The sequence below is a fragment of the Streptomyces sp. A0642 genome (assembly GCF_004795105.1).
Taxonomy (GTDB): domain Bacteria; phylum Actinomycetota; class Actinomycetes; order Streptomycetales; family Streptomycetaceae; genus Streptomyces.
Genome location: NZ_SSBL01000009.1, coordinates 115,168 through 135,498, shown reverse-complemented (window position 1 = coordinate 135,498; position 20,331 = coordinate 115,168). Strand labels below are relative to the sequence as shown.

The following is a 20,331-nucleotide window of genomic DNA, read 5'->3' as shown; positions in this document are numbered from 1 at the left end:
GTACGGGCCGCGGGTCCGGGCCGTCAGCGCGCCGCGAGGGAGGGCGCCGGCACCGGGGAGTGCGCGTCCCCGGAAGCCGGAGAACCGGCGGCCGTCGTGGGATCCGGGGAAGCGGTGGAGAAGCCGATCGACGGCAGGGCGCCCGAGCCGCCGGACGCACCGCCGTTCCCGGACGGGTCGCCGCCGCCGGTCTCGCCGTCGCCGTTCTGGGCGTCACCGCTCTTGCCGTCGGCCTGGGCGATCATCCGGTCGCAGAAGCGGTCGAGGTTGCGGGCTCCCTTGGCCAGCGCTTCGAGGCGGCTTCTGCGCTTGTCGTCGAGCTTGCCGTCGCGGTAGTCGCGGCAGGCCTTGAGGGTCTTGGCGTACCAGGCGGACGACTTGTCCTCGGTGGCGCCGTCCTGACCGGTGTCCTGGCCGCTGTCGTGGCCGCTGTCCCGGCCGCCGTCCTGGCCCTTTGTCGCGTCGACGCCACCCGACGGGTCGTCCTCGGCGCCGCCGGACGGTGTGCCGCCCGTGCCGTCGCCGACTCGGCCGCCCGCGTCGGTCGTGTGTCCGCCCTCGTCGGTGCGGCCGATCTTCGGGCCGCCGGTCGGGGCCGTGCCGGGCGCGTCCGGTGAAGCGGCGCCGTCGGCCCGGGATCCGGGCGGCGGTGCGGACGTCTCGTCGTCGGTGGGAAGGCCGGAGCCCAGTTCCTCGGGGGACGCGGCCGCCGACACCGAGGTGGCGGGCGCGGGCACGTGCCGGCCGAAGGGAACGGGAAGCACCCCGGTCCCGGCGGCCACCGCCACCCCGCCGATCGCGCAGCACGCGAGGGAGGCGACCAGGCCGAAGCGGATGGGCCGGCTCCAGCGCATGGGGCGCGGGCCCCGGGAATCCGCGGACCTGCACGCCGTACCGGCGCCGGCCGCACGGATGTGCACGGGGGCGAGCACCCCGGATCCGGGCGGGTCGTCCGCCTCCGCGGACCGGACGGCCCGCACCGGATCCGCCGCTGCGGACACGGCGGTGGTGCGGACGGCGGCCGGGCGGGCGGCGCGGAAGGCGGCCAGTGCCGCGGCCTCTCCGGGCAGTTCACCGACGGCGGGGCGGGCGGTGCGGGCCAATGCGTCCAGGGCGGCCGCGAGCACCTCGGCCTCGCGCCCGCCGGCTTCGTGTCCCTCGGCTCCTTGCCGGGGCCGGCCGCCGACAGGGTCGACCGATTGGCGTCGGAGCATTTTCTCCGCCGCTTCCTCGTCAAGCCATTCGTGCTGCTCGTCGGCCATCACATGTCCTTCTGCGTCCACAGACGCGAATGCGTCACACCGGCGGGCGCCACCAGGCCGGTGCGGGAGGGGCGTTGCGCGGGGACGGCGCCGAGTTCCGCCGTCCGGCCCGTCCCGCTGTCCTGGGGCAACCGCGCCGGGGCCGAACCGTCGGCCGGCCCCCGGGGAGCACCGACTCCGCCGACCGGTCCGTCGGCGCCCGGACCGCTCCCTTCCGCGGGAACGGCCGCCGCCGGGCCGCCTCCACCGGTCGCGCGCCCGTCCCCGTCCGCGCCGTCCGCTCCCTCGTCGTCCACACCCTCCACGACGTCCGCGCGCAGCAGTTCGGCGAGCCGCTTGAGCCCGCGGTGCGCGGCGGTGCGGACGGCGCCGGGCCGCTTGCCCAGCGTCTGCGCGGCGCTCTTGGCGTCGAGACCGACCACCACGCGCAGCACCACCGCCTCGGCCTGGTCCTGCGGCAGCTGGGCGATGAGCGACATGGTGCGGCCGGTGGCCAGCGCCTCGATCGCCTCCTCGGCCGTGTCGGACCCGGCCGGTTTCTCCTGCAGCTCCGTCTCGTCCCCGCCCCCGGCGGGCCGCCTGCCGCGCATGCGCAGATGGTCCAGGGCACGGTTGCGCGCTATCCGCGCCGCCCAGCCCCGGAACCGGTCGGCGTCACCGCTGAACCGGTCGAGGTCCCTGGCTATCTGCAGCCACGACTCGGACGCCACGTCCTCGGCGTCCGGCTCCCCCACGAGCGTCCGTATGTAGCCCAGCAGCCGCGGCTGCACAGCGCGGTACACAGTACGGAAGGCGTCCTCGTCCCCGTCCTGCGCCGCGAGCACCGCGGCGGTAAGCCCCGCGTCGTCCCCCAGCACTCCCTCAACCCTGCCCTGCTGTCCTGAATCGCAGCTGGTCACCACTGCCGCGCCACCCTGCGCGACTCAGCACGCTACGTCCTTCGCGGGCGTCACGTCCATGACTTGTACAACCCGCAACATTCCGCCGCCTACCCCCGGTGTGACAGAAAACGCACGCACGGCGCTGAGATGAGTACGGGGTCGTCCTGCGGCCCCGCGGAAGACGACCGGGGCCTCTCCTGTGGGGGGTGGCGGCCCCGGTCGTCGTTCTTGGCGGCCGTCCGGGCGACGGGCTTGCGGAGCGGGCGTACGACACCACGGGTCGTCCAGCGGGGCAGGCCCCCGCCCGACGAGATCCAGGGAGGGCGCATGGCCGCTGACACTCCGGTGCGACTGACGTACGTGGTGACGTGGCGGGAGATCTCCGACGGGCTGAAGCTCCAGATGCGGCACAGCCCGGCCGGCCGGTGGTGTCACCGCGTTCTGTGGACGCTGGCCGCCTTCCTCGGTTTCGTGATCGTCGCCAACCTGCTGACCAGGGGCGTGGATTCCGTGAGCGCGGGCGTGTGGAGGTTCCTCCTGATCGCCTGCCTCCTGCTGGTCGTCTTCCGATGGCTGATGGCCCTGGCCCTGCTCGGCTACGCCCGCCACCTGGGCGAACACCGCGTGACCATCGATCCGTCCGGCATCAGGACCGTCACCGAACGGCACACGAACGAGACCGGCTGGCAGTTCTACGGACGCTGCGTCGAGAGCCGGCGGGTCTTCGTGCTGCTCACGCCGGACATCTGGGGAACCGGAGTCCTGGTCCTGCCCAAACGCGGCCTCGACGACCCCCAGGACGCGGACCGGCTCCGGGACCTGATGACCGGCCGTCTCCCGGGCGCGTCATCGCCCGGTCGTCGCGCGCACGGATGACACGAGCAACGGCATCGCATGGCGGGCGCCCCTGACAGGGGCGCCCGCTCAGCCCCGCACCCGGGCCCGTCGCGAGGCGGCGGCGCGCAGGACCCGCTGACCCTCGGTCGACACGTCCATGACCTGACGCAGTCCCGCACCCGTGGGGGCGCCGTCCCCGATCTCGGCCAGCATCTCCAGGATCCTGACCTGCCGGGCGGCCTCGCCGGACAGCAGCGGCCCCGCCCCCGCCGGATCGCCGGCCCGGCAGCGCTCCACCAGCTCCGCGGCGTCGGCGCGTGCGGCGTCGTGCGCGCGGTGGATGTCGAGGGCGAGCACCGAGCAGGCGTCCGCCCAGGTGCGCAGTTCCTCGCCCGACCGGTCCGCCGGCGCCTCGCCGAGGAGCTCGGCGATCCGCAGCAGGTTCTCCGGCGCACCGGGCAGGCCGTCCAGCGCGGCCCGTGCCTCGGTCAGCCGGTCCTGCCAGTCCCGGGGGTCGGCGCAGCCGGCCCAGAGGGGGCGGAGGGGATCCGGGTCGGCCCCCTCCGCCGGCTGTGGCAGGCAGCGGTCGAGGCAGGCGGCCCCGCTCGCGGCGAGCCCGCGTGCGTCAGCGGCGGCGATCAGTTCCAGCAGGCTCATCGGCGTCTCCCGTCGGCCCTCTCCGTGCTCGGTCATGCACGGGGAGGCAGCGCTTCCTCTTATCGCGTTCAGCGCCGAATGGCCGAAAAGCGTCACTCAAGGAGTCTGAATACCGACCCTCACGTACCGGTGCGTCAGTGCGACCGGCCCCAGTCCGCCCGCTCCACGGGGAGCGGCGGGACGGTGGAGGCCCGCTCCGCCGCCCGTTCGCTCTGCATCGCGGTCAGCCGCCGCACGAACAGAACGGCGAGTACGGCGGCGGCGATGTCGATCATGTCGGCGACCATGCCCACGTCGAAGGAGCGCAGGACCGCGTCCCGCTCCACGGCGTCCGGGTACAGCCGCCCCTGGAGCCGGGAGAGGAACTCCGAGCACAGCAGCGCCGCCCACCAGGCGTGCAGCAGCCCGCTAGGGGCCGGGGGCCGGTGGCTGCCGCCCGGCGAGCTCGCGGTCCAGACGCCGCTCGCGACGCGGTGGGGCAGCCAGAGGTTCCCGAGGGGGACGAACCAGCCGCCGATCGCCCAGCCGGGCCGCAGCGTGTGGGCGTACGCGTCGAACACCTCCGCGTTGAGCCGCACCCGGCGGAACCAGACGAGGAAGACGACGACGGTGGCCAGGAACAGCAGCATGCGCAGCGAGCCCGACGCCTGGTACAGCGCGTCGGCGCGGTCCGCGCGCGCATCGTCGAACATGAGGAAGTCGCCGGCCATGGCCGTGTCGTACACCTGGCGGGCGTAGCCGCCGGCGGCGATCGACGCCACGTCGGCCACGGCCACCGCGCCGAGCAGCACGCACACCGCCTTGCCGATCCCGACCGGGGAGCGCAGCGAGCTCAGCGGCGCCGGCCCCGCCGGCGTCGGCATCAGGCCGCCCGGCCGTGACCGGCGGGTGGCTGCGCACAGCGCGCACCGCCCGTCGGCGGTCGTGGCCGGTCTCGTACCGCAGAGTGAGCAGTGCATGGAAGTGGAACCCCCCAGGGTTTGGATGTCAGCGCATGGAGCGCGCGTCCCTCCCCGGATCGCGCGGCAAGCGGAACGTAGCCCCCGCTCGCCGCGCTGTCCATGGGCCCATGGCTCTCAGCCCTGGTCGATCTCCTTCGCCAGTGCCTTGAACCCCTCCCAGCTCAGCGCCGGCTTGTCCGGGTCCCACAGCTTCTGGGACGTCGCCCGCAGCGGCATCCGGATGCCCTCGGCCACCTGGGCCGCGGTCTGGGCGTTCGGGAAGTCGCCCCAGACCGCGAACCGGCCGCCGAGGATCTGGTCCGAGTACTTCGAGGGGACGGGGGTCGTGCCCCGCAGCACGAGGGGGGTCCACTGCTCGTAGATGCGCTTGCCGGTGGGGTAGACGAAGGCGTTGGGCTGGCCGAGCACGTAGTAGAGGAACTCGTCGTTGAGGTTCAGCATCTTGTACCCCTCGCGCAGGTACTGCTCCGGCGGCCGCGCGCCGTACTCCTTGCCCGTCCAGTACTCGATCTCGATGTCCTTGTCGGCCCGGACGGTGCTGTCGCGGAAGAGGCCGTCGTTCCATGCCTTGGGCTTCATGCCGTGCGGCCGGACCACCGCCGCACGGTCGTTGAGCCAGCCGGTGGCGAGGTCCTCGATGCCGGCCTGCGCTCCGTACTTCGCCACGGCCGCGCGCTGGAGCTGTGGGTACGAGGCGGCGGGGCTGCTCACCGTGAGTGCCTGGTACTCGTCGGCGCCCAGATGCCAGAAGGCGCCCCCGAACAGCTCGGTGTACTCGCCGAGGAGCTCGTCGACGAGTTTCGCCGCGCCCGGCTTCGAGATGTCGAGCGACCCCTTGGAGGGCACGCCCGAGACGTTGTACAGCTGGAGCTCGGGGTGGGCGCGCAGGACCGCCCCGAGGTGGCCGGGCGAGTCGATCTCGGGGACGACCTCGATGTGCAGCCGGCCGGCCAGGGCCACGATGTGCCGCACCTCGGCCTTGGTCAGGTGCTCGGGCGACACCACTTCGGGGTGCGTGTCCGAGGCGATGCGGAAGGCCTGGTCGTCGGAGAAGTGCAGGCCGAGCTGGTTGAGCTTGAGATCGGCCATGCTGCGCAGCCGGTCCTCGATCCAGCCGGCGGTGTAGTGCTTGCGCGCGATGTCGAGGTTGAGACCGCGCTGCGGGCGGGCGGGCCGGTCACTGACCTCCCCCTCGGGCATGGTGCCGTCGGCCCGCACGGACTGCTTGAGGGTGCGGGTTCCGTAGAAGACACCCGCGTCGGTGGGACCGGTGATCGTGACGCGTCCGTCGCGGGTCCGCAGGGCGTACGACTCCGGCCCGCCGCGGTCCTTCGGGTTCAGCGCCAGCTCCACGTCACCCGCACGGGCCTGTGCCTCACCCCGATAGTGGATCTTCAGCTCACCGGCGAGCAGCCGCCCCTCGTCGGCGAGGACCTTGTCGCCCTTGCCGATCACCACGGCGCTGTCCTTCCCGGGCTGCCAGCCGGGGCCGCGGGCGGGGGTGTGTTCGCGTACGGAAGGGATGGTGCGTGGCGCCTTGGAGAGCGGGTAGCTCCGGGTCGGGGAGGGCTTGGGGGACGCGGACGGCGACGACGGGGACGACGCCGGGCGGGACGTCGTCTCGGATCCGTTGCCGTGTTCGGTGCCGGAGTCGTCGCAGGCGGCGACGGCGACGGTCGCTGCGGCGACCGCCGCAACGGCCATGAGGGCGCCGCGTGAAGGTGCCATCAGTCAGAAACCTCCGGTGCAAAGGGGAACAGGGGAAGCGGAAGAAGCAGGGGGAAACAGAGAAGCAGGAGAAGCGGGGGAAACAGGGCGAAGACAGTGGATGGGGGGAGATAGCCGGGCATTCTCCTCGACCATCCAGCCCTCAGCCGTCGTGAAACTCTCTCGTCCGGGTGAAATTCGCGCATCCGTCGGACGGCCGTTGCCCAGCGTCGCTAGCTTTGAGGCACATTCGTCTCTCCCTTCACCCTGCATCCACCTGGTCTCTCCGGTCCCTCCCCACTCCAGGTTCACAGATGCCGTTGATTCCAGGAGCCCACGCTGTCCAGGTCCAGCGAGTCCCACGCCGGCCTCCCCGCGCAGCCGCCCCGGTCCGCCCGCCGCACCGCCGTGCCCGTACAGAGCTGCGGATCCGCGCCCGGCCGCGCCGCGCGGGGCCCGTCGGGCCTGCCGCGGTTCAACGCCGCCCCCGCCGACGAGGCCGAGGCCGTGCTGCTGGAGTGCTACGGCAGCCCGCGCTGGGCCGAACGGCTGGCCGCCCACCGCCCCTACCCGGACCTGGACGCGCTGCTGGCCGCCGTGGACGAGGCCTGCTACGACCTCTCCCCCGCCGACCGCGCCGAGGCGCTGGCCGCCGAGGCCGCCCCCGGCCTGCACCCGGACGCGCCGCACGCCGCCCACCTCGCGCTGGCCGCCGCGCACGCCGCGTACGAGTCCCGGTTCGGCCATGTCTTCGTGATCTGCCTGGACGGCTTCCGGCCCGCGGAACACCCCGATCAGGTGCTGGCCGGCATCCGGGCCCGGCTGGGACACGAGCCCGAGCACGAGCGGGTGGTGACGGCCGACGAGATGCGGCGACTCGCCCGGGGCCGCATCATCGAGCTGGTATCGAGTCAGTAACGGGTTGGCGGTGGGCACCGAGGGGCGGATTCCGTGCCACAGGCGGGCAAACAGGCCTCCCAGCACCTGTCCATAGCCCGTCCGTGCCTGATTCGTTGCCACTTTGATCACACCAGAGGCCCCCGCGCGATCGAACCGACAAACCGTCGCTACGATGGCCGGGGCCGGTGGACCGTACCCGGCCGGGTCAGACCGACAGTCAAGCCGGCCGACCCCAATCCCCGCTCCCGGAGGGTTCTTCCGTGCCGGCTGGAACGCTGTACCGCGGCCGGGAAGGCATGTGGTCCTGGGTGGCTCATCGAGTCACCGGTGTCCTCATTTTCTTCTTCCTGTTCGTACATGTCCTGGACACCGCTCTCGTCCGCGTCTCCCCCGAGGCGTACGACGACGTCGTTTCCACGTACAAGACGCCGATCGTCGCCCTCCTCGAATACGGCCTGGTGGCCGCGATTCTCTTCCACGCGCTGAACGGTCTGCGCATCGTCGCAGTCGACTTCTGGGCCAAGGGCCCGCGCGTTCAGAAGCAGATGCTCTGGGCCGTGCTCGGCATCTGGATCGTGCTGATGCTCGGGGCGCTGTACCCCGTCCTCGGCCACGCCGTACGCGAACTCTTCGGGAGCTGAGGCCCATGTCCACCGAGACCTCCGCGATCGGCGCCGTCGAGGGCGCCGCCCTGTACGACGCCGACAACCCGGCGCCCGTGATCGAGCCCCCGCGCAAGCGGACCGGCAAGACCCCCAAGGGCTCCCGCACCAACTTCGAGATGTACGCCTGGCTCTTCATGCGCCTGTCGGGCATCGTGCTGGTCGTCCTGGTCCTGGGTCACCTGCTGATCCAGCTCGTGCTGGACGGCGGCGTCTCCAAGATCGGCTTCGCCTTCGTGGCGGGCCGCTGGGCCTCGCCGTTCTGGCAGGTCTGGGACCTGGCGATGCTGTGGCTCGCCATGCTGCACGGCGCCAACGGTCTCCGTACGGTCATCAACGACTACGCCGAACGGGACAACACCCGTTTCTGGCTGAAGATGCTGCTGTACACCGCCACGGTGTTCACCGTCCTGCTGGGCACGCTGGTGATCTTCACCTTCGACCCGAACATCCGCTAGGCGCCGGGCCCGAAGGACCAGAGGTAAACCATGCAGATCCACAAGTACGACACCGTCATCGTCGGCGCCGGCGGCGCCGGCATGCGCGCGGCCATCGAGTCGACGAAGCGCAGCCGCACCGCCGTGCTGACCAAGCTCTACCCCACCCGCTCCCACACGGGCGCGGCGCAGGGCGGCATGGCCGCCGCGCTCGCCAACGTGGAGGAGGACAACTGGGAGTGGCACACCTTCGACACGATCAAGGGCGGCGACTACCTGGTCGACCAGGACGCCGCCGAGATCCTGGCGAAGGAGGCCATCGACTCCGTTCTCGACCTGGAGAAGATGGGCCTGCCGTTCAACCGCACGCCCGAGGGCAAGATCGACCAGCGCCGTTTCGGCGGCCACAGCCGTAACCACGGCGAGGCCCCGGTCCGCCGGTCCTGCTACGCCTCGGACCGCACCGGCCACATGATCCTCCAGACGCTGTACCAGAACTGCGTCAAGGAGGGTGTGGAGTTCTTCAACGAGTTCTACGTCCTGGACCTGCTGCTCCAGGAGGTCGACGGGGTCAAGAAGTCCGCCGGCGTCGTCGCGTACGAGCTGGCGACCGGTGAGATCCACGTCTTCCAGGCGAAGTCGATCATCTTCGCCTCCGGCGGCACCGGCAAGTTCTTCAAGGTGACGTCGAACGCCCACACCCTGACCGGTGACGGCCAGGCCGCCGCGTACCGCCGTGGTCTGCCGCTGGAGGACATGGAGTTCTTCCAGTTCCACCCGACGGGCATCTGGCGCATGGGCATCCTGCTGACGGAGGGCGCCCGCGGTGAGGGCGGCATCCTCCGCAACAAGGACGGCGAGCGCTTCATGGAGAAGTACGCGCCCGTCATGAAGGACCTCGCGTCCCGTGACGTCGTGTCCCGCTCCATCTACACGGAGATCCGTGAGGGCCGCGGCTGCGGTCCCGAGGGCGACCACGTCTACCTCGACCTCACGCACCTGCCGCCGGAGCAGCTGGACGCGAAGCTCCCGGACATCACGGAGTTCGCGCGTACGTACCTCGGCATCGAGCCGTACACGGACCCGATCCCGATCCAGCCGACCGCGCACTACGCCATGGGCGGCATCCCGACCAACGTCGAGGGCGAGGTGCTGGCCGACAACACCACCGTCGTCCCGGGCCTGTACGCCGCCGGCGAGGTCGCCTGTGTCTCGGTGCACGGCGCCAACCGCCTCGGCACCAACTCGCTGCTCGACATCAACGTCTTCGGCCGCCGGTCGGGCATCGCCGCCGCCGAGTACTCCGCGAAGAACGACTTCGTCGAGCTTCCCGAGAACCCGGCGCAGATGGTCGTCGACCAGGTCGAGCGGCTGCGCAACTCCACGGGCTCCGAGCGCGTCTCGGCGATCCGCCTGGAGCTGCAGGAGTGCATGGACGCCAACGTGATGGTGTTCCGTACCGAGCAGACGATCAAGACCGCGGTCGACAAGATCGCGGAGCTGCGCAAGCGCTACCTCAACGTGTCCATCCAGGACAAGGGCAAGCGGTTCAACACGGACCTGCTGGAGGCCATCGAGCTGGGCAACCTGCTCGACCTCGCCGAGGTCATGGCGACTTCGGCGCTGGCGCGCAAGGAGTCCCGCGGCGGTCACTACCGCGAGGACTACCCCAACCGCGACGACGTCAACTTCATGCGCCACACCATGGCGTACCGCGAGGTCGCCGCCGACGGCACCGAGTCGATCCGGCTGGACTACAAGCCGGTCGTCCAGACCCGCTACCAGCCGATGGAGCGTAAGTACTGATGTCTACCCCCACCCTGGAAAAGGCCGACAAGGCTCCCGAGCCCGAGGCCGGCTTCGCCGACTCGCCGTACATCACGGCCACGTTCCGGATCCGCCGCTTCAACCCCGAGGTCTCCGAAGAGGCCCAGTGGCAGGACTTCCAGATCGAGATCGACCCGAAGGAGCGCGTGCTCGACGCCCTTCACAAGATCAAGTGGGAGACCGACGGCTCGCTGACGTTCCGCCGCTCGTGCGCGCACGGCATCTGCGGTTCCGACGCGATGCGGATCAACGGCAAGAACCGGCTCGCCTGCAAGACGCTGATCAAGGACCTGAGCCCGGAGAAGCCGATCACGGTCGAGGCCATAAAGGGCCTCACGGTCCTCAAGGACCTCGTGGTCGACATGGACCCGTTCTTCCAGGCCTACCGCGACGTCATGCCCTTCCTCATCACCAAGGGGAACGAGCCGACCCGCGAGCGCCTGCAGTCCGCCGAGGACCGCGAGCGCTTCGACGACACCACCAAGTGCATCCTGTGCGCCGCGTGCACGTCCTCGTGCCCGGTGTTCTGGAACGACGGCCAGTACTTCGGCCCGGCGGCGATCGTCAACGCGCACCGCTTCATCTTCGACTCGCGTGACGAGGGCGGCGAGCAGCGGCTCGAGATCCTCAACGACCGTGACGGTGTGTGGCGTTGCCGCACCACGTTCAACTGCACGGACGCCTGCCCGCGTGGCATCGAGGTCACGAAGGCGATCCAGGAGGTCAAGCGCGCGCTGATCACGCGTCGCTTCTGATCCCCCGAGCGCACCAGAGGCCCCGTCCTTCGCAGTGACACTGCGAAGGACGGGGCCTCTTGCCGTGCGCCGGGGCGGATGTCAGTCCCAGCCCGCGCCGCCCTTGTCCTCGGCGACGACCATGATGCGCCGGAGCATGTCGTTGAGCAGGGCGCGTTCGTCCTTGGCGAGGACGCCCAGCAGCCGGTCCTCCTCGTTGCCGAGGAACTCCATCGCGCCGATCCAGGTGGAGCGGCCCTCGTCGGTCAGTTCCACGTCGACGCGACGGCGGTCGGTGACGGACGGCGTACGGCGGACGAAGCCGCGGCGCTCCAGGGCGTCCAGCCGGCCGGTGACGGAGGCGGGCGCGAGGTCGAGGTCGGCGGCGAGTTCGGAGGGGGCGGCCTTGCCACCGCGGCCGGCGAGCTTGTGCAGCGTGTCGAACTCCTGGCGGTCCAGGTCGAAGTCGACCAGTGACTGTTCGCGTACCCGGCGCAGATGGACGGAGAGCTTCTTCATCCGGGTCACCGCGCCCTCGACATCGGGGTCGAGTTCCGGAAGGACCGGCTTCCACCGCTCCACGTGGCCGTCGGTCCAGTCGCGTTGCTGCATGGGACCCAGCCTACGCCGGGACCCCATACGCTTCGGGACCTTATATTTCGTTGACGAATAGTTCGGTAGCGAAATAGATTCCCGCCCATGTCACACCCTTTAAGCCACCGGTCCTTCCGCCTCCTCTTCGTCGGGCGCAGCCTCTCCCTCCTCGGTGACGCCGCGATCCCCGCCGCCCTCACCCTCGCCGTCTACCTCGCCACCGGCTCAACGTCGGCCCTCGCTCTGGTACTTGCCTGCGCGATGGTCCCCAAGCTCCTCCTGCTGCCCCTCGGGGGCGTGGTGGGCGACCGGTTCAACGCCCGCACGGTCGCCCTGACCACCGATCTCGTCCGGTGCGTCACCCAGCTCTTCGTCGGCGCCGAACTGCTCTCCGGTACGCCGGCCCTCTGGCAGATCGCCGTGGCCGAGGCCATCGGCGGCGCCGCCGGCGCCTTCTCGATGCCGACCGTCTCACCGCTGATCCGCGGCACCGTGGCCGAGGACGGGCTGCTGCGCGCCAACGCCCTGATGGCGGTGGTCAGCAGTGCCGCCCGGCTCGGCGGCCCGGCCGTCGCCGGCGCGCTGGTGTTCACCGCGGGGCCCGGCTGGGCCTTCGTCCTCGACGGGGCGAGCTTCGCGGTGAGCGCCGCACTCCTGGCCGTGATCGAGGTGCGGCACGTCCCCATCACCCGCAGCTCCCTGATCGGCGACCTCAAGGAGGGCTGGGGCGAGGTCCGGGGCCGCGACTGGTACTGGACCAGCCTGATCGCCCACGCCGCCTGGAACGGCGCGGCCGCCGTCCTCATGACGCTGGGGCCCGCCCTCTTCCTCCGCGACCTGGGCGGCGACGGGGTCTGGGTCGGCTTCCTCCAGACCGGTGCCGTCGGCCTGCTGATCGGCTCCCTGGTCGCCGGCCGCGCCCGGCCGCGCCGCCCCGTCCTGACCGCCAATCTGGGCGGCGCGCTCTACGCGCTGCCGCTCTGCCTGCTCGCCGCTCACGCGCCCGTCGCCGTTTCCGTCGTGGCGTACGGGATCGCCCTGGCCGGACTCGGCTTCCTCAATCCGGTCTGGGAGACCGCGGTCCAGTCCGCCGTCCCCGCGCACGCGCTCGCCCGCGTGACGTCGTACGACTGGCTGCTCTCGCTCGGCGCGATGCCGCTCGGGTACGCCCTGGCCCCGCTCGCGGCCTCCGCCTGGGGCCCCGAAGTCCCGCTCGCCGTGGCGGGGTTGCTGGTCGGAACGGCCTGCGTGGCGACGGCGGCCGTGCCGGGCGTACGGCGCTTCAAGGCAGCGGCCGCGCCCGCGGAGCAGGCGGTGACGCCGGTCACCGGCACCCCGGGTTGAACATGTTCAAGAGGAGGTCTACAGTCACGGACAACAGCATTTGAACGCGTTCAAGGGAGGGTGGGGCATGGACCTCACTGTGGTCGCGTACGTCATCTACCTGCTCATCAGCGTGGCGCTCACCGTCTGGGTCGCCCGCACGCTGAGCCGCAACGGCAAGGTCTTCCTGGCCGATGTGCTGCACGGGAACGAGAAGCTCGCCGATGCGGTCAACCACCTTCTGGTGGTGGGCTTCTATCTGGTCAACCTGGGGTTCGTGACCCTCTACCTCAAGAACTCCGACGGCGTCGCCGACGCCCGGGAGCTCTTCGAGGCCCTGTCGGTCAAGGTCGGCGTCGTCCTGCTCGTCCTCGGGGTCATGCACCTGGGCAACGTCTACGTACTCAACAAGATCCGTCGCCGGGGCCTGATGGAGCGGGAGCAGATCCCGCCCGTCGCGCCGCAGGGCTGGGCGGGACCGGGGCAGGGGCCGTGGGCGGCTCCCGCCCCCCGGGCGTGAGGGCCGGCCATGACGCCCCGCACCGGTGGAGGGCGGTGGCCCGTCGAACGGCTCACCGTGCTGTACGACGCACAGTGCTCGCTCTGCGTCCATCTGCGCCAGTGGCTGATGAAGCAGCGTCAGCTGGTCCCGCTGGACCTCGTGCCGGCGGGCTCCGCCGAGGCGCACCGCCGCTTCCCCGGACTCGACCATTCCGGGACGCTGGAGGAGATCACGGTGATCGGTGACCGGGGGCAGGTCTACCGCGGGACCTCCGCGTGGATCGTCTGCCTCTGGGCGCTGGCCGAGCACCGGCCGAAGGCCCACTGGCTGACCACCCCGGCCGGCCGCCCGTTCGCCCGGGCGACCGTCCTCGCCGCCTCCGCGTACCGCTCCCTGACGGCCGAGCCGTGCCGCGCGGACGGGGGCGGGGGCGCGGACGGCGCCTGCCGGGTGCGGGGCCCCGGCCCTGCCACCCCGCCGGTCCGGATACCCTCGGGACCGTGGTGAAGGAAGAGAAGGACGTGAAGGAAGTCAAGGCTCCCAAGAGCGAGCAGACCCGCACCCTCATCCTCGAAACCGCGCTCCGGCTCTTCGCGGAACGCGGATACGACAAGACGACGATGCGGGCCATCGCCCAGGAGGCCGGCGTCTCCGTGGGGAACGCCTACTACTACTTCTCGTCCAAGGAACACCTGGTCCAGGGCTTCTACGACCGGATCGCCGCCGAGCACGAGGCGGCGGTCCAGCCGGTCCTGGCCGGTGACGAGGACCTCGCGGTGCGCATCCGCGGGGTCCTGCTCTGCTGGCTGGACGTGGCGGAGCCGTACCACCGCTTCGCCGCCCAGTTCTTCAAGAACGCCGCCGACCCCGAAAGCCCGCTCAGCCCGTTCTCCCGCGACTCCTCCGCCGCGCGCGAGGCGGCCATCTCCATCCACGAGCGCTGCCTGGCGGGCGCCGGCACCAAGGTCGACCCCGAACTGGCTGATCTGCTGCCCCAGTTGATGTGGCTGAACCATATGGGCCTGGTCCTGTACTGGGTCTACGACCGCACGGACAACGCCGAACGCAGCCGCCGCCTCGTGGAGCGCACCGCCCCGATCGTCGCGCGCGCCGTCGCCCTGTCCCGGTTCCGGGTGCTGCGGCCGCTCGTGCGGCAGGTCCACGAGGTGCTGGAGGAGTTCCTGCCGGGAGTGGCGGGCCCGACGGCGGCGAAGTAGCCGGGACGTCGCGTGAAACGGCCGAGCGGCCGCCCCGGATTCCTCCCGGGGCGGCCGCTCGGCCGTGTGCGGTGGCGGGGATCAGATCCGGCCCAGTTCCCACAGCCGCCAGATGCCGGTGCCGTCGGAGAGGTACTGCGATCCGGAGATGTCGGGCTTGGCGACGACGTAGTCCTTCTTCTGCCACAGCGGCACGAGCGGGACGTCCTCGCCGACCAGCTTCTGGAGGTCCTTGAAGTCGGCCGACGTGCGGCTCCGGTCGCTGTACTGCAGCGTGGAGCTGATCAGCTGGTCCATCTTCTTGCTGGTGTAGCCGTTGTGAAGGCTGCTGTCGCGGCCGACGAGCGGCTGGCTGAAGGTGTCGGGGTCCGGGTAGTCGGGGAGCCAGCCCACGGTGTACATGTCGTACTTGCCGGCCGCGTACCCCTTCTGGAAGGCCTGCCACTCGACGGCCTTCACCGTGACCTTGAAGAGCCCGTCCGCCTCCAGCTGGCGGCGGATCTCCATCGACTCCTTCGTGTACTCGTCGTCGTCGCGGTAGGCGAAGGTGACGGCCAGCGGCAGCTTGACGCCGGCTTCCTGCATCAGCTTCTTGGCACGCTTGGCGTCCGGCGCCGGGTACGCGTCGAAGAACGGGGTGCTGTGCCCGATGTAGCCCTGGGGGATCAGCGAGTAGAGCGGCTCGATGGTGCCCTTGTAGATGTCGGACACCAGCGGGGCGCGGTCGATGATCGACGCGATGGCCTGGCGGACCTTCTTGTCGGCGAGCGGCGAGCCGTCACGGACGTTGAAGACCAGGTTGCGGATCTCGGCGCTGTCGGCCTCCGTCACGTGCTGGTCGACGGCGCCGGGGTCGAGCTGCGCGAGCGTGGAGGCCGGGAGCTGACGGTGCGTGACGTCGATCTGACCGGAGTTCCACGCCGCCAGCAGGTCCTCGGACTGCTTGTAGTACCGCACGTTGACCGGGCCGCCGGTGGTCTTCAGCGCGCCCTTGTACTTCGTGTTCGGCACCAGTTCGGCGGAGACGCCGGGCTCGTACGACTTCAGTACGTACGGCCCCGAGCCGGTCACATGGCCGTCGGCCCGCAGCTTGTGCTCGGCGTACGCGCTCCGCTCGACGATCGAACCGGCGCCGGTGGCGAGCTTCTGCGGGAAGGTCGCGTCCCGCGCGGAGAGGTTGAAGGTGACGGTCCGGCCCTCGGCCACCACGTTCTTCAGACTCGGGAAGAGGACCGACGGACCGACGTCCGTCTTGATCGCCATCATCCGGTCGAAGGAGTACTTGACGTCCTCGGCGGTGACCTCCTCGCCGTCCGAGAAGGTCAGGTCGTCACGGAGCTTGCACTGGTACGTCTGCAGCTTCCCGCCGATGAACCCGCAGCTCTCCGCGGCGTCCGGCTCGGGGACGATCGCCCCGGACTTGAACGTCATGAGGGACTGGTAGACGTTGCTGTACATCGCCCACGAACCCGCGTCGTACGCGCCCGCCGGGTCGAGGGAGGTCACCTCGTCGGTCGTGCCGACCGTGACCGGATCAGTCTTCCCCTCGTTCGAGGGAAGCAACTGCCAGGCGACCACGCCTGCGATGACCAAAACCGCGAGAATCGCGAGAATCCGTAGCCGGATCGACCGCATTGCCGTGCTCTCCCTTACCAGCCCCACCTCGGCGTCGCGCTCAGATACGCAGATCACCGCACAAGTTCGCGCTCAGCCAATCACACGATTTTCACATCTGGAAGAGAAAAGCGGAGGCTCATAGGCTTTTGTTCGCTAGTTGAAACCTTGGGGGGATACGTCGGATACAGAGGGTTCACACCCAGTCACCCGATCGGACATTCCGGCGGTGTCCGACGCCGGTCAGGCCTGCCGGGACGCGAGTTCGACGACGGTGATGTCGGAGGGGGCGCCGACCCGCACGGGAGGGCCCCAGGCGCCCGCGCCGCGCGTGACGTACAGCTGGGTGTCGCCGTAGCGTTCCAGCCCCGCGACCGTGGGATTGGACAGTTCCGCGATGTAGTTGCCCGGCCAGAGCTGGCCGCCGTGGGTGTGCCCGGAGAGCTGGAGGTCCACACCGTGCTCGACGGCCTCGTCGATGACGACGGGCTGGTGGGCCATGAGGACGGCCGCGCGGGTACGGTCCCGGTCGCCGAGCGCCCGGCCGAAATCGGGGCCCTGCCCTTCGCTCTCGCCCGCGATGTCATTGACCCCGGCGAGATCGAATCCGTCGATCTCGACCCGGGCGTTCTCCAGCGGATGCAGGCCCAATTCCCTTACGTGGTCGACCCATTCGGCGGCGCCCGAGTAGTACTCGTGATTTCCGGTCACAAAGAACGCCCCGTGCCGGGAGCGGAGCCGGGCGAGCGGCTCGGCGGCCGGGCCGAGATCCCCCACCGACCCGTCGACCAGGTCCCCGACCACCGCGATCAGGTCGGGCTGGGTGCGGTTGACCGTGTCGACGATCCGCTGCGTGTGGGCCCGGCCCAGGACCGGGCCCAGGTGGATGTCGCTGACCACGGCGATCCGGAACCCGTGGGCGGACCGGGGCAGCCTGGCCAGCGGCACGGTGACGCGTTTGACGCGCGGACCGCGCAGCACCCCGTACGCGCCGTAACCGGTCGTGGCGAGCCCCGCGACGGCAGCGGCGCCCCCGACGGCCCGCGCGACGAACAGGCGGCGTGAGGGGTCGGCACAGGCGGGCGCGACGGCCGGCGGGGCGGCGGTCCCGAGGGCGGAAGCGGGAGCGGCGGGGAGGAGTTCGGCGGGCACGGGTTCGGCGGGCACGGCCTCCGCCCCGGCCGGTCCGGGCGCCCGCCCGGCCCGGCGTGCGAGCAGCCTGCGCAGCAGCGGCCGTGCCGGCTCCCCTGCCAGCAGGGCGAGGGTCAGGTAGAGCAGGGCGGCCAGCCACAGATAGCCGGGCCAGGCCAGCGCCTGCTGGAGCGGGAAGGGAGCGCCCGTGCGCCCGGAGACCAGGGCGCCGACACTCAGCAGCGGCAGGACGTACGCCGCCACCGTGCCGGCCCTGCGCGCACGGCTGCCCGCTGTCGTCGTGTCGCCGACGAGGCGGCCCCACACGTAGCCGTGCACGAGGGCCAGCAGCGCGAGCACCGCGGCCGCCAGCAGAGCGAAACCGATGACCGCCATGTGCACTCCCCCGCCTCGTTCATCCCCGTCTGTCCCGTATCGGGTCCCGGCCGGAACTCGACGTGTTACGCGTCCCGGCCGCGCAGGGACCTGACGCCACGCAACCCGATCACTCCGACTGCCGTCCCCAGAAGAAAGGACGTGATGGCGAGCAGCAGATGAACCCAGAAGTAGGCGGTCGGGTCACCCGCGTCGTCGAAGGCGAGGCCGCTGCCGTCCTGCCACAGATTTTTGACGAAAGTGATCCAGATGAACCAGCTCCACACCCCGAAAGCGAGCAGGAACCAGGAGACGGGGCGGCTGAGCTTCATGGAATCAGTATCTCCGTCACGCTCCGGCCGCCTCGCCCGGGGTGGGCCGTCCCAGCGGCCTGCACGGCGGGTCATAGCTCCGGTATCAATAATCAGATCAACTGCATGTACGTTTTCGACCGTGTCAGCTCTCAAGAAGGCCGCGCTGTCGGTCACCTCTGCCGCTTTGCTGTCCGTTCTTCTCGCCGGTCCCGCGTCGGCGGTCAGTCAGGACACCACGGATGACGCGCCGAAGCCGCCCGTCGGCATGTCCCAGGTGGGAGGCGAGCAGCTCGGGCGGAGCGGGACCCAGGTGAATCTCGGCGCCGGCGCCCCGGTCCTGCCGAAGGGCCTGACCGGCAGGTCGTGGATGGTCTCGGACGCGGAGACCGGTGACGTGCTCGCCGCGCACAACCCGCACTGGCGGCTGCCTCCGGCGTCCACGCTGAAGATGCTCTTCGCCGACACCCTGATCGAGGCGCCGGCGCTGCAGCCGAAGACGCTCTCGTACACGGTGAAGGACGCGGATCTGGCCGACATGGGCGAGGGCAGCAGCCTGGTCGGCGTCAAGGAGGACCTCAGCTACACGGTGCACGACCTGTGGCTCGGGGTCTTCCTGCGTTCGGGCAACGACGCGGTGCACGTCCTGGCCTCGATGTACGGGGGCGTTCCCAAGACCGTCGCCGACATGCAGGCGCACGCGGTGGAGCTCCAGGCCCTGGACACCACGGTGGTCTCGCCCGACGGGTACGACGCCCCCCGCCAGGTCTCCAGCGCGTACGACCTCACGCTGTTCGCCCGCAGCGGTCTGCAGAAGGCGGACTTCCGCGAGTACTGCGCGACCGCCACGGCGCAGTTCCCCGGCGAGCAGAAGAAGGGCGGGAAGCGCGAGAGCTTCGGCATCCAGAACACCAACCGGCTACTGACCGGGGCCGACGGCGTCGGCCAGTACAGCGGCATCGCGGGCGTCAAGAACGGCTACACCACGCACGCCGGGAACACCTTCACCGGTGTCGCCCAGCGCAACGGCAAGGTGCTGCTCGTCACCGTCATGAACCCGTCGTCCGACGAGACGCACGCCGTCTACAAGGAAGCGGCGAAGCTGCTCGACTGGGGCTTCGCGGCCAGCGGCAAGGTCGCCCCGGTCGGCGAACTCGTCCCGCCCACGTCCGCCGACACGGGGACGGCCACCGGTAAGGGCGCCCAGGCCGGCCGCCCCGCCTCCGACAACGGGACGCAAGGGGCCAAGGCCGCCGAGGCCGCCGCGGCGTCCGACGAGTCCGGCGGCGTCGGGATCGCCCTGGCGATCGTCGGCGGGGTGCTCGTCCTGGTGTCCGGAGCGGTGTTCCTGGTCAACCGGCGCTGGCCGCTGCCGGACCTGGTGCGCCGCCTCCCCCGCCGCTGAGGGTGCTGCCGCCGGACTCCTTCCCGGCGGCGGGTGCGGAGTCCTGCTCCGCGGCCACCGCCGGGCCGGCCCCGTCCTTGCCCGGGGTGGCCGTCCAGGCGGCGCAGAACAGCAGGAGCTTCGCCGTGAAGTTGATCCACAGCAGCAGGGCGATCGGGACGCCGAAGGCCCCGTACATGCTCTTCGAGGCGACGCCCTGCATATAGCTGCCGAGCAGCAGCTTGAGCAGTTCGAAGCCCACCGCGCCGATCAGGGCGGCGACCATCAGCCGGCGCCGCGGCGGCTCGACGCCGGGCAGGAGGGTCAGCAGGTAGAGCAGCAGCAGGAAGTCGGCGACCACCGCCACCAGCAGGGCGGCGATGCGCAGCAGCACGCCGCCCGCGCCGTGCTCCGGGATGTGGAGCAGGTCGGCGAACCGGCCGACGGCCACGGAGCCCACCGAGGAGATCGCGAGCGTCACCAGGGCGGCTCCGCCCAGCCCGAGCAGCACCCCGGCGTCCTTGAGTTTGCGCAGGACGGGATTGCCCTCGTCCACGTCGTCGACCTCCCAGACGGCGCGCAGGCAGTCCCGCATCGAGCCGATCCAGCCGATGCCGGTGAACAGCAGCAGGGCACCGGCCACCAGCCCGACCGTGCCCGCGTGCGCCACCAGGTTGTCGATGCCGAGCTGGTCGGAGATGCCGGGCACCTGGTCTGCGGCCTTGTCCTCGATCCGGTCCAGCTGCTTGTCCGAGAGCAGCGCCGCACCGATCGCCGCGGCGACCGCGATCAGCGGGAAGAGGGCCAGGAAGCTGATGAACGTGATCGCCGCGGCGAGCCTCGTCCAGTGGACCCGGTCCAGCGTCTCGTAACTGCGCCAGGCGTGGGTCTCCATCAGCCGGGAGACGAGCGGCCCGATGACGGGGAGTTTCTTCAGCCAGTCCATGACGTACGACTACCCTCCCTCGCCGGGAAATCCGCCGTTCGGTCCACCGCGCGGAAGATGGCATCCCC

21 protein-coding genes are annotated in these 20,331 nt (G+C 70.9%); 11 read left to right on the top strand and 10 right to left on the bottom strand.

All coding sequences use genetic code 11. The features are described 5' to 3' along the window. Positions 1–23 precede the first annotated feature (23 nt). Together E6R60_RS18365 and E6R60_RS18360 are read right to left on the bottom strand one after the other, a co-directional pair. Entirely contained in the window at positions 24–1,262 is a 1,239-nt protein-coding gene (locus tag E6R60_RS18365; RefSeq protein ID WP_136327659.1) for a hypothetical protein, read from the bottom strand. Next, complete coding sequence (locus tag E6R60_RS18360) at positions 1,262–2,119, bottom strand: RNA polymerase sigma factor (RefSeq protein WP_136327658.1); 858 nt, start codon at positions 2,117–2,119, stop codon at positions 1,262–1,264. Before E6R60_RS18360 ends, E6R60_RS18365 begins: the two co-directional genes overlap by 1 nt. Positions 2,120–2,470: 351 nt before the next feature. Here E6R60_RS18360 and E6R60_RS18355 point away from each other — a divergent pair, with 351 nt between their 5' ends. Continuing rightward, positions 2,471–3,019 (top strand): YcxB family protein, encoded by a 549-nt coding sequence (locus E6R60_RS18355; RefSeq protein WP_168713637.1) that lies wholly within the window; start codon positions 2,471–2,473, stop codon positions 3,017–3,019. 48 nt (positions 3,020–3,067) lie between these two features. Here the strand turns inward: E6R60_RS18355 and E6R60_RS18350 are convergent, their stop codons facing one another. From E6R60_RS18350 to E6R60_RS18340, 3 genes are all read right to left on the bottom strand, one after another. Continuing rightward, positions 3,068–3,637 (bottom strand): hypothetical protein, encoded by a 570-nt coding sequence (locus E6R60_RS18350; protein ID WP_136327755.1) that lies wholly within the window; start codon positions 3,635–3,637, stop codon positions 3,068–3,070. 134 nt (positions 3,638–3,771) lie between these two features. Continuing rightward, positions 3,772–4,500, bottom strand: a complete 729-nt coding sequence (locus E6R60_RS18345) for a DUF4328 domain-containing protein (RefSeq protein WP_136327656.1) — start codon at positions 4,498–4,500, stop codon at positions 3,772–3,774. A 213-nt stretch (positions 4,501–4,713) separates the two neighbouring features. Beyond that, the gene (locus tag E6R60_RS18340) at positions 4,714–6,327 is read right to left on the bottom strand and encodes a glycoside hydrolase family 20 protein (protein ID WP_136327655.1); all 1,614 of its coding nucleotides are present in this window, start codon (positions 6,325–6,327) and stop codon (positions 4,714–4,716) included. A 387-nt stretch (positions 6,328–6,714) separates the two neighbouring features. Between E6R60_RS18340 and E6R60_RS18335 the strand changes: the two genes are divergently transcribed. From E6R60_RS18335 to E6R60_RS18315, 5 genes are all read left to right on the top strand, one after another. Next, positions 6,715–7,224, top strand: a complete 510-nt coding sequence (locus E6R60_RS18335) for a 2-oxo-4-hydroxy-4-carboxy-5-ureidoimidazoline decarboxylase (protein WP_136327654.1) — start codon at positions 6,715–6,717, stop codon at positions 7,222–7,224. Between the two features lie 242 nt (positions 7,225–7,466). Then, the gene (gene sdhC, locus E6R60_RS18330; RefSeq protein ID WP_026242571.1) at positions 7,467–7,847 is read left to right on the top strand and encodes a succinate dehydrogenase, cytochrome b556 subunit; all 381 of its coding nucleotides are present in this window, start codon (positions 7,467–7,469) and stop codon (positions 7,845–7,847) included. 5 nt (positions 7,848–7,852) lie between these two features. Beyond that, positions 7,853–8,326, top strand: coding sequence for a succinate dehydrogenase hydrophobic membrane anchor subunit (locus tag E6R60_RS18325; protein WP_136327653.1), 474 nt, complete (start codon positions 7,853–7,855; stop codon positions 8,324–8,326). 30 nt (positions 8,327–8,356) lie between these two features. Next, on the top strand, positions 8,357–10,111 hold the full coding sequence (gene sdhA, locus E6R60_RS18320) for a succinate dehydrogenase flavoprotein subunit (RefSeq protein WP_136327652.1): 1,755 nt from the start codon (positions 8,357–8,359) through the stop codon (positions 10,109–10,111). Further along, a complete protein-coding gene (locus tag E6R60_RS18315; RefSeq protein ID WP_136327651.1) occupies positions 10,111–10,887 on the top strand; it encodes a succinate dehydrogenase iron-sulfur subunit in 777 nt (258 codons plus the stop codon). The genes sdhA and E6R60_RS18315 overlap by 1 nt, the downstream gene beginning before the upstream one ends. An 81-nt stretch (positions 10,888–10,968) precedes the next feature. Here E6R60_RS18315 and E6R60_RS18310 read toward each other — a convergent pair whose 3' ends face one another. Continuing rightward, positions 10,969–11,478 carry a MarR family transcriptional regulator gene (locus E6R60_RS18310; RefSeq protein WP_136327650.1) on the bottom strand — a complete coding sequence of 170 codons (510 nt, stop codon included), beginning with the start codon at positions 11,476–11,478 and terminating at the stop codon, positions 10,969–10,971. Positions 11,479–11,565: 87 nt separating this feature from the next. Here E6R60_RS18310 and E6R60_RS18305 point away from each other — a divergent pair, with 87 nt between their 5' ends. The 4 genes from E6R60_RS18305 to E6R60_RS18290 all read left to right on the top strand — a co-directional run bounded on the left by E6R60_RS18305 (position 11,566) and on the right by E6R60_RS18290 (position 14,502). Further along, on the top strand, positions 11,566–12,804 hold the full coding sequence (locus tag E6R60_RS18305) for an MFS transporter (RefSeq protein WP_136327649.1): 1,239 nt from the start codon (positions 11,566–11,568) through the stop codon (positions 12,802–12,804). A gap of 67 nt (positions 12,805–12,871) precedes the next feature. After that, the gene (locus E6R60_RS18300; protein ID WP_136327648.1) at positions 12,872–13,303 is read left to right on the top strand and encodes a hypothetical protein; all 432 of its coding nucleotides are present in this window, start codon (positions 12,872–12,874) and stop codon (positions 13,301–13,303) included. A gap of 9 nt (positions 13,304–13,312) precedes the next feature. Further along, on the top strand, positions 13,313–13,792 hold the full coding sequence (locus tag E6R60_RS18295) for a DCC1-like thiol-disulfide oxidoreductase family protein (RefSeq protein ID WP_136327647.1): 480 nt from the start codon (positions 13,313–13,315) through the stop codon (positions 13,790–13,792). Next, positions 13,786–14,502, top strand: coding sequence for a TetR family transcriptional regulator (locus E6R60_RS18290; RefSeq protein ID WP_136327646.1), 717 nt, complete (start codon positions 13,786–13,788; stop codon positions 14,500–14,502). The genes E6R60_RS18295 and E6R60_RS18290 overlap by 7 nt, the downstream gene beginning before the upstream one ends. An 81-nt stretch (positions 14,503–14,583) precedes the next feature. Here E6R60_RS18290 and E6R60_RS18285 read toward each other — a convergent pair whose 3' ends face one another. The 3 genes from E6R60_RS18285 to E6R60_RS18275 form a co-directional block, all read right to left on the bottom strand. Further along, positions 14,584–16,137: an ABC transporter substrate-binding protein gene (locus E6R60_RS18285; protein WP_136327645.1), complete on the bottom strand. Its 1,554-nt coding sequence runs from the start codon at positions 16,135–16,137 to the stop codon at positions 14,584–14,586. 222 nt (positions 16,138–16,359) lie between these two features. Next, positions 16,360–17,643 (bottom strand): metallophosphoesterase, encoded by a 1,284-nt coding sequence (locus tag E6R60_RS18280; protein WP_136327644.1) that lies wholly within the window; start codon positions 17,641–17,643, stop codon positions 16,360–16,362. A gap of 65 nt (positions 17,644–17,708) precedes the next feature. Beyond that, positions 17,709–17,954: a hypothetical protein gene (locus E6R60_RS18275; protein ID WP_136327643.1), complete on the bottom strand. Its 246-nt coding sequence runs from the start codon at positions 17,952–17,954 to the stop codon at positions 17,709–17,711. Positions 17,955–18,075: 121 nt separating this feature from the next. Here E6R60_RS18275 and E6R60_RS18270 point away from each other — a divergent pair, with 121 nt between their 5' ends. Then, positions 18,076–19,338, top strand: coding sequence for a D-alanyl-D-alanine carboxypeptidase (locus tag E6R60_RS18270; protein WP_346766074.1), 1,263 nt, complete (start codon positions 18,076–18,078; stop codon positions 19,336–19,338). On the opposite strand, the gene E6R60_RS18265 is transcribed toward E6R60_RS18270, so the two are convergent. Continuing rightward, positions 19,286–20,263: a YihY/virulence factor BrkB family protein gene (locus tag E6R60_RS18265; RefSeq protein WP_136327641.1), complete on the bottom strand. Its 978-nt coding sequence runs from the start codon at positions 20,261–20,263 to the stop codon at positions 19,286–19,288. The two genes, E6R60_RS18270 and E6R60_RS18265, sit on opposite strands and share 53 nt — an antisense overlap. Positions 20,264–20,331 lie beyond the last annotated feature (68 nt).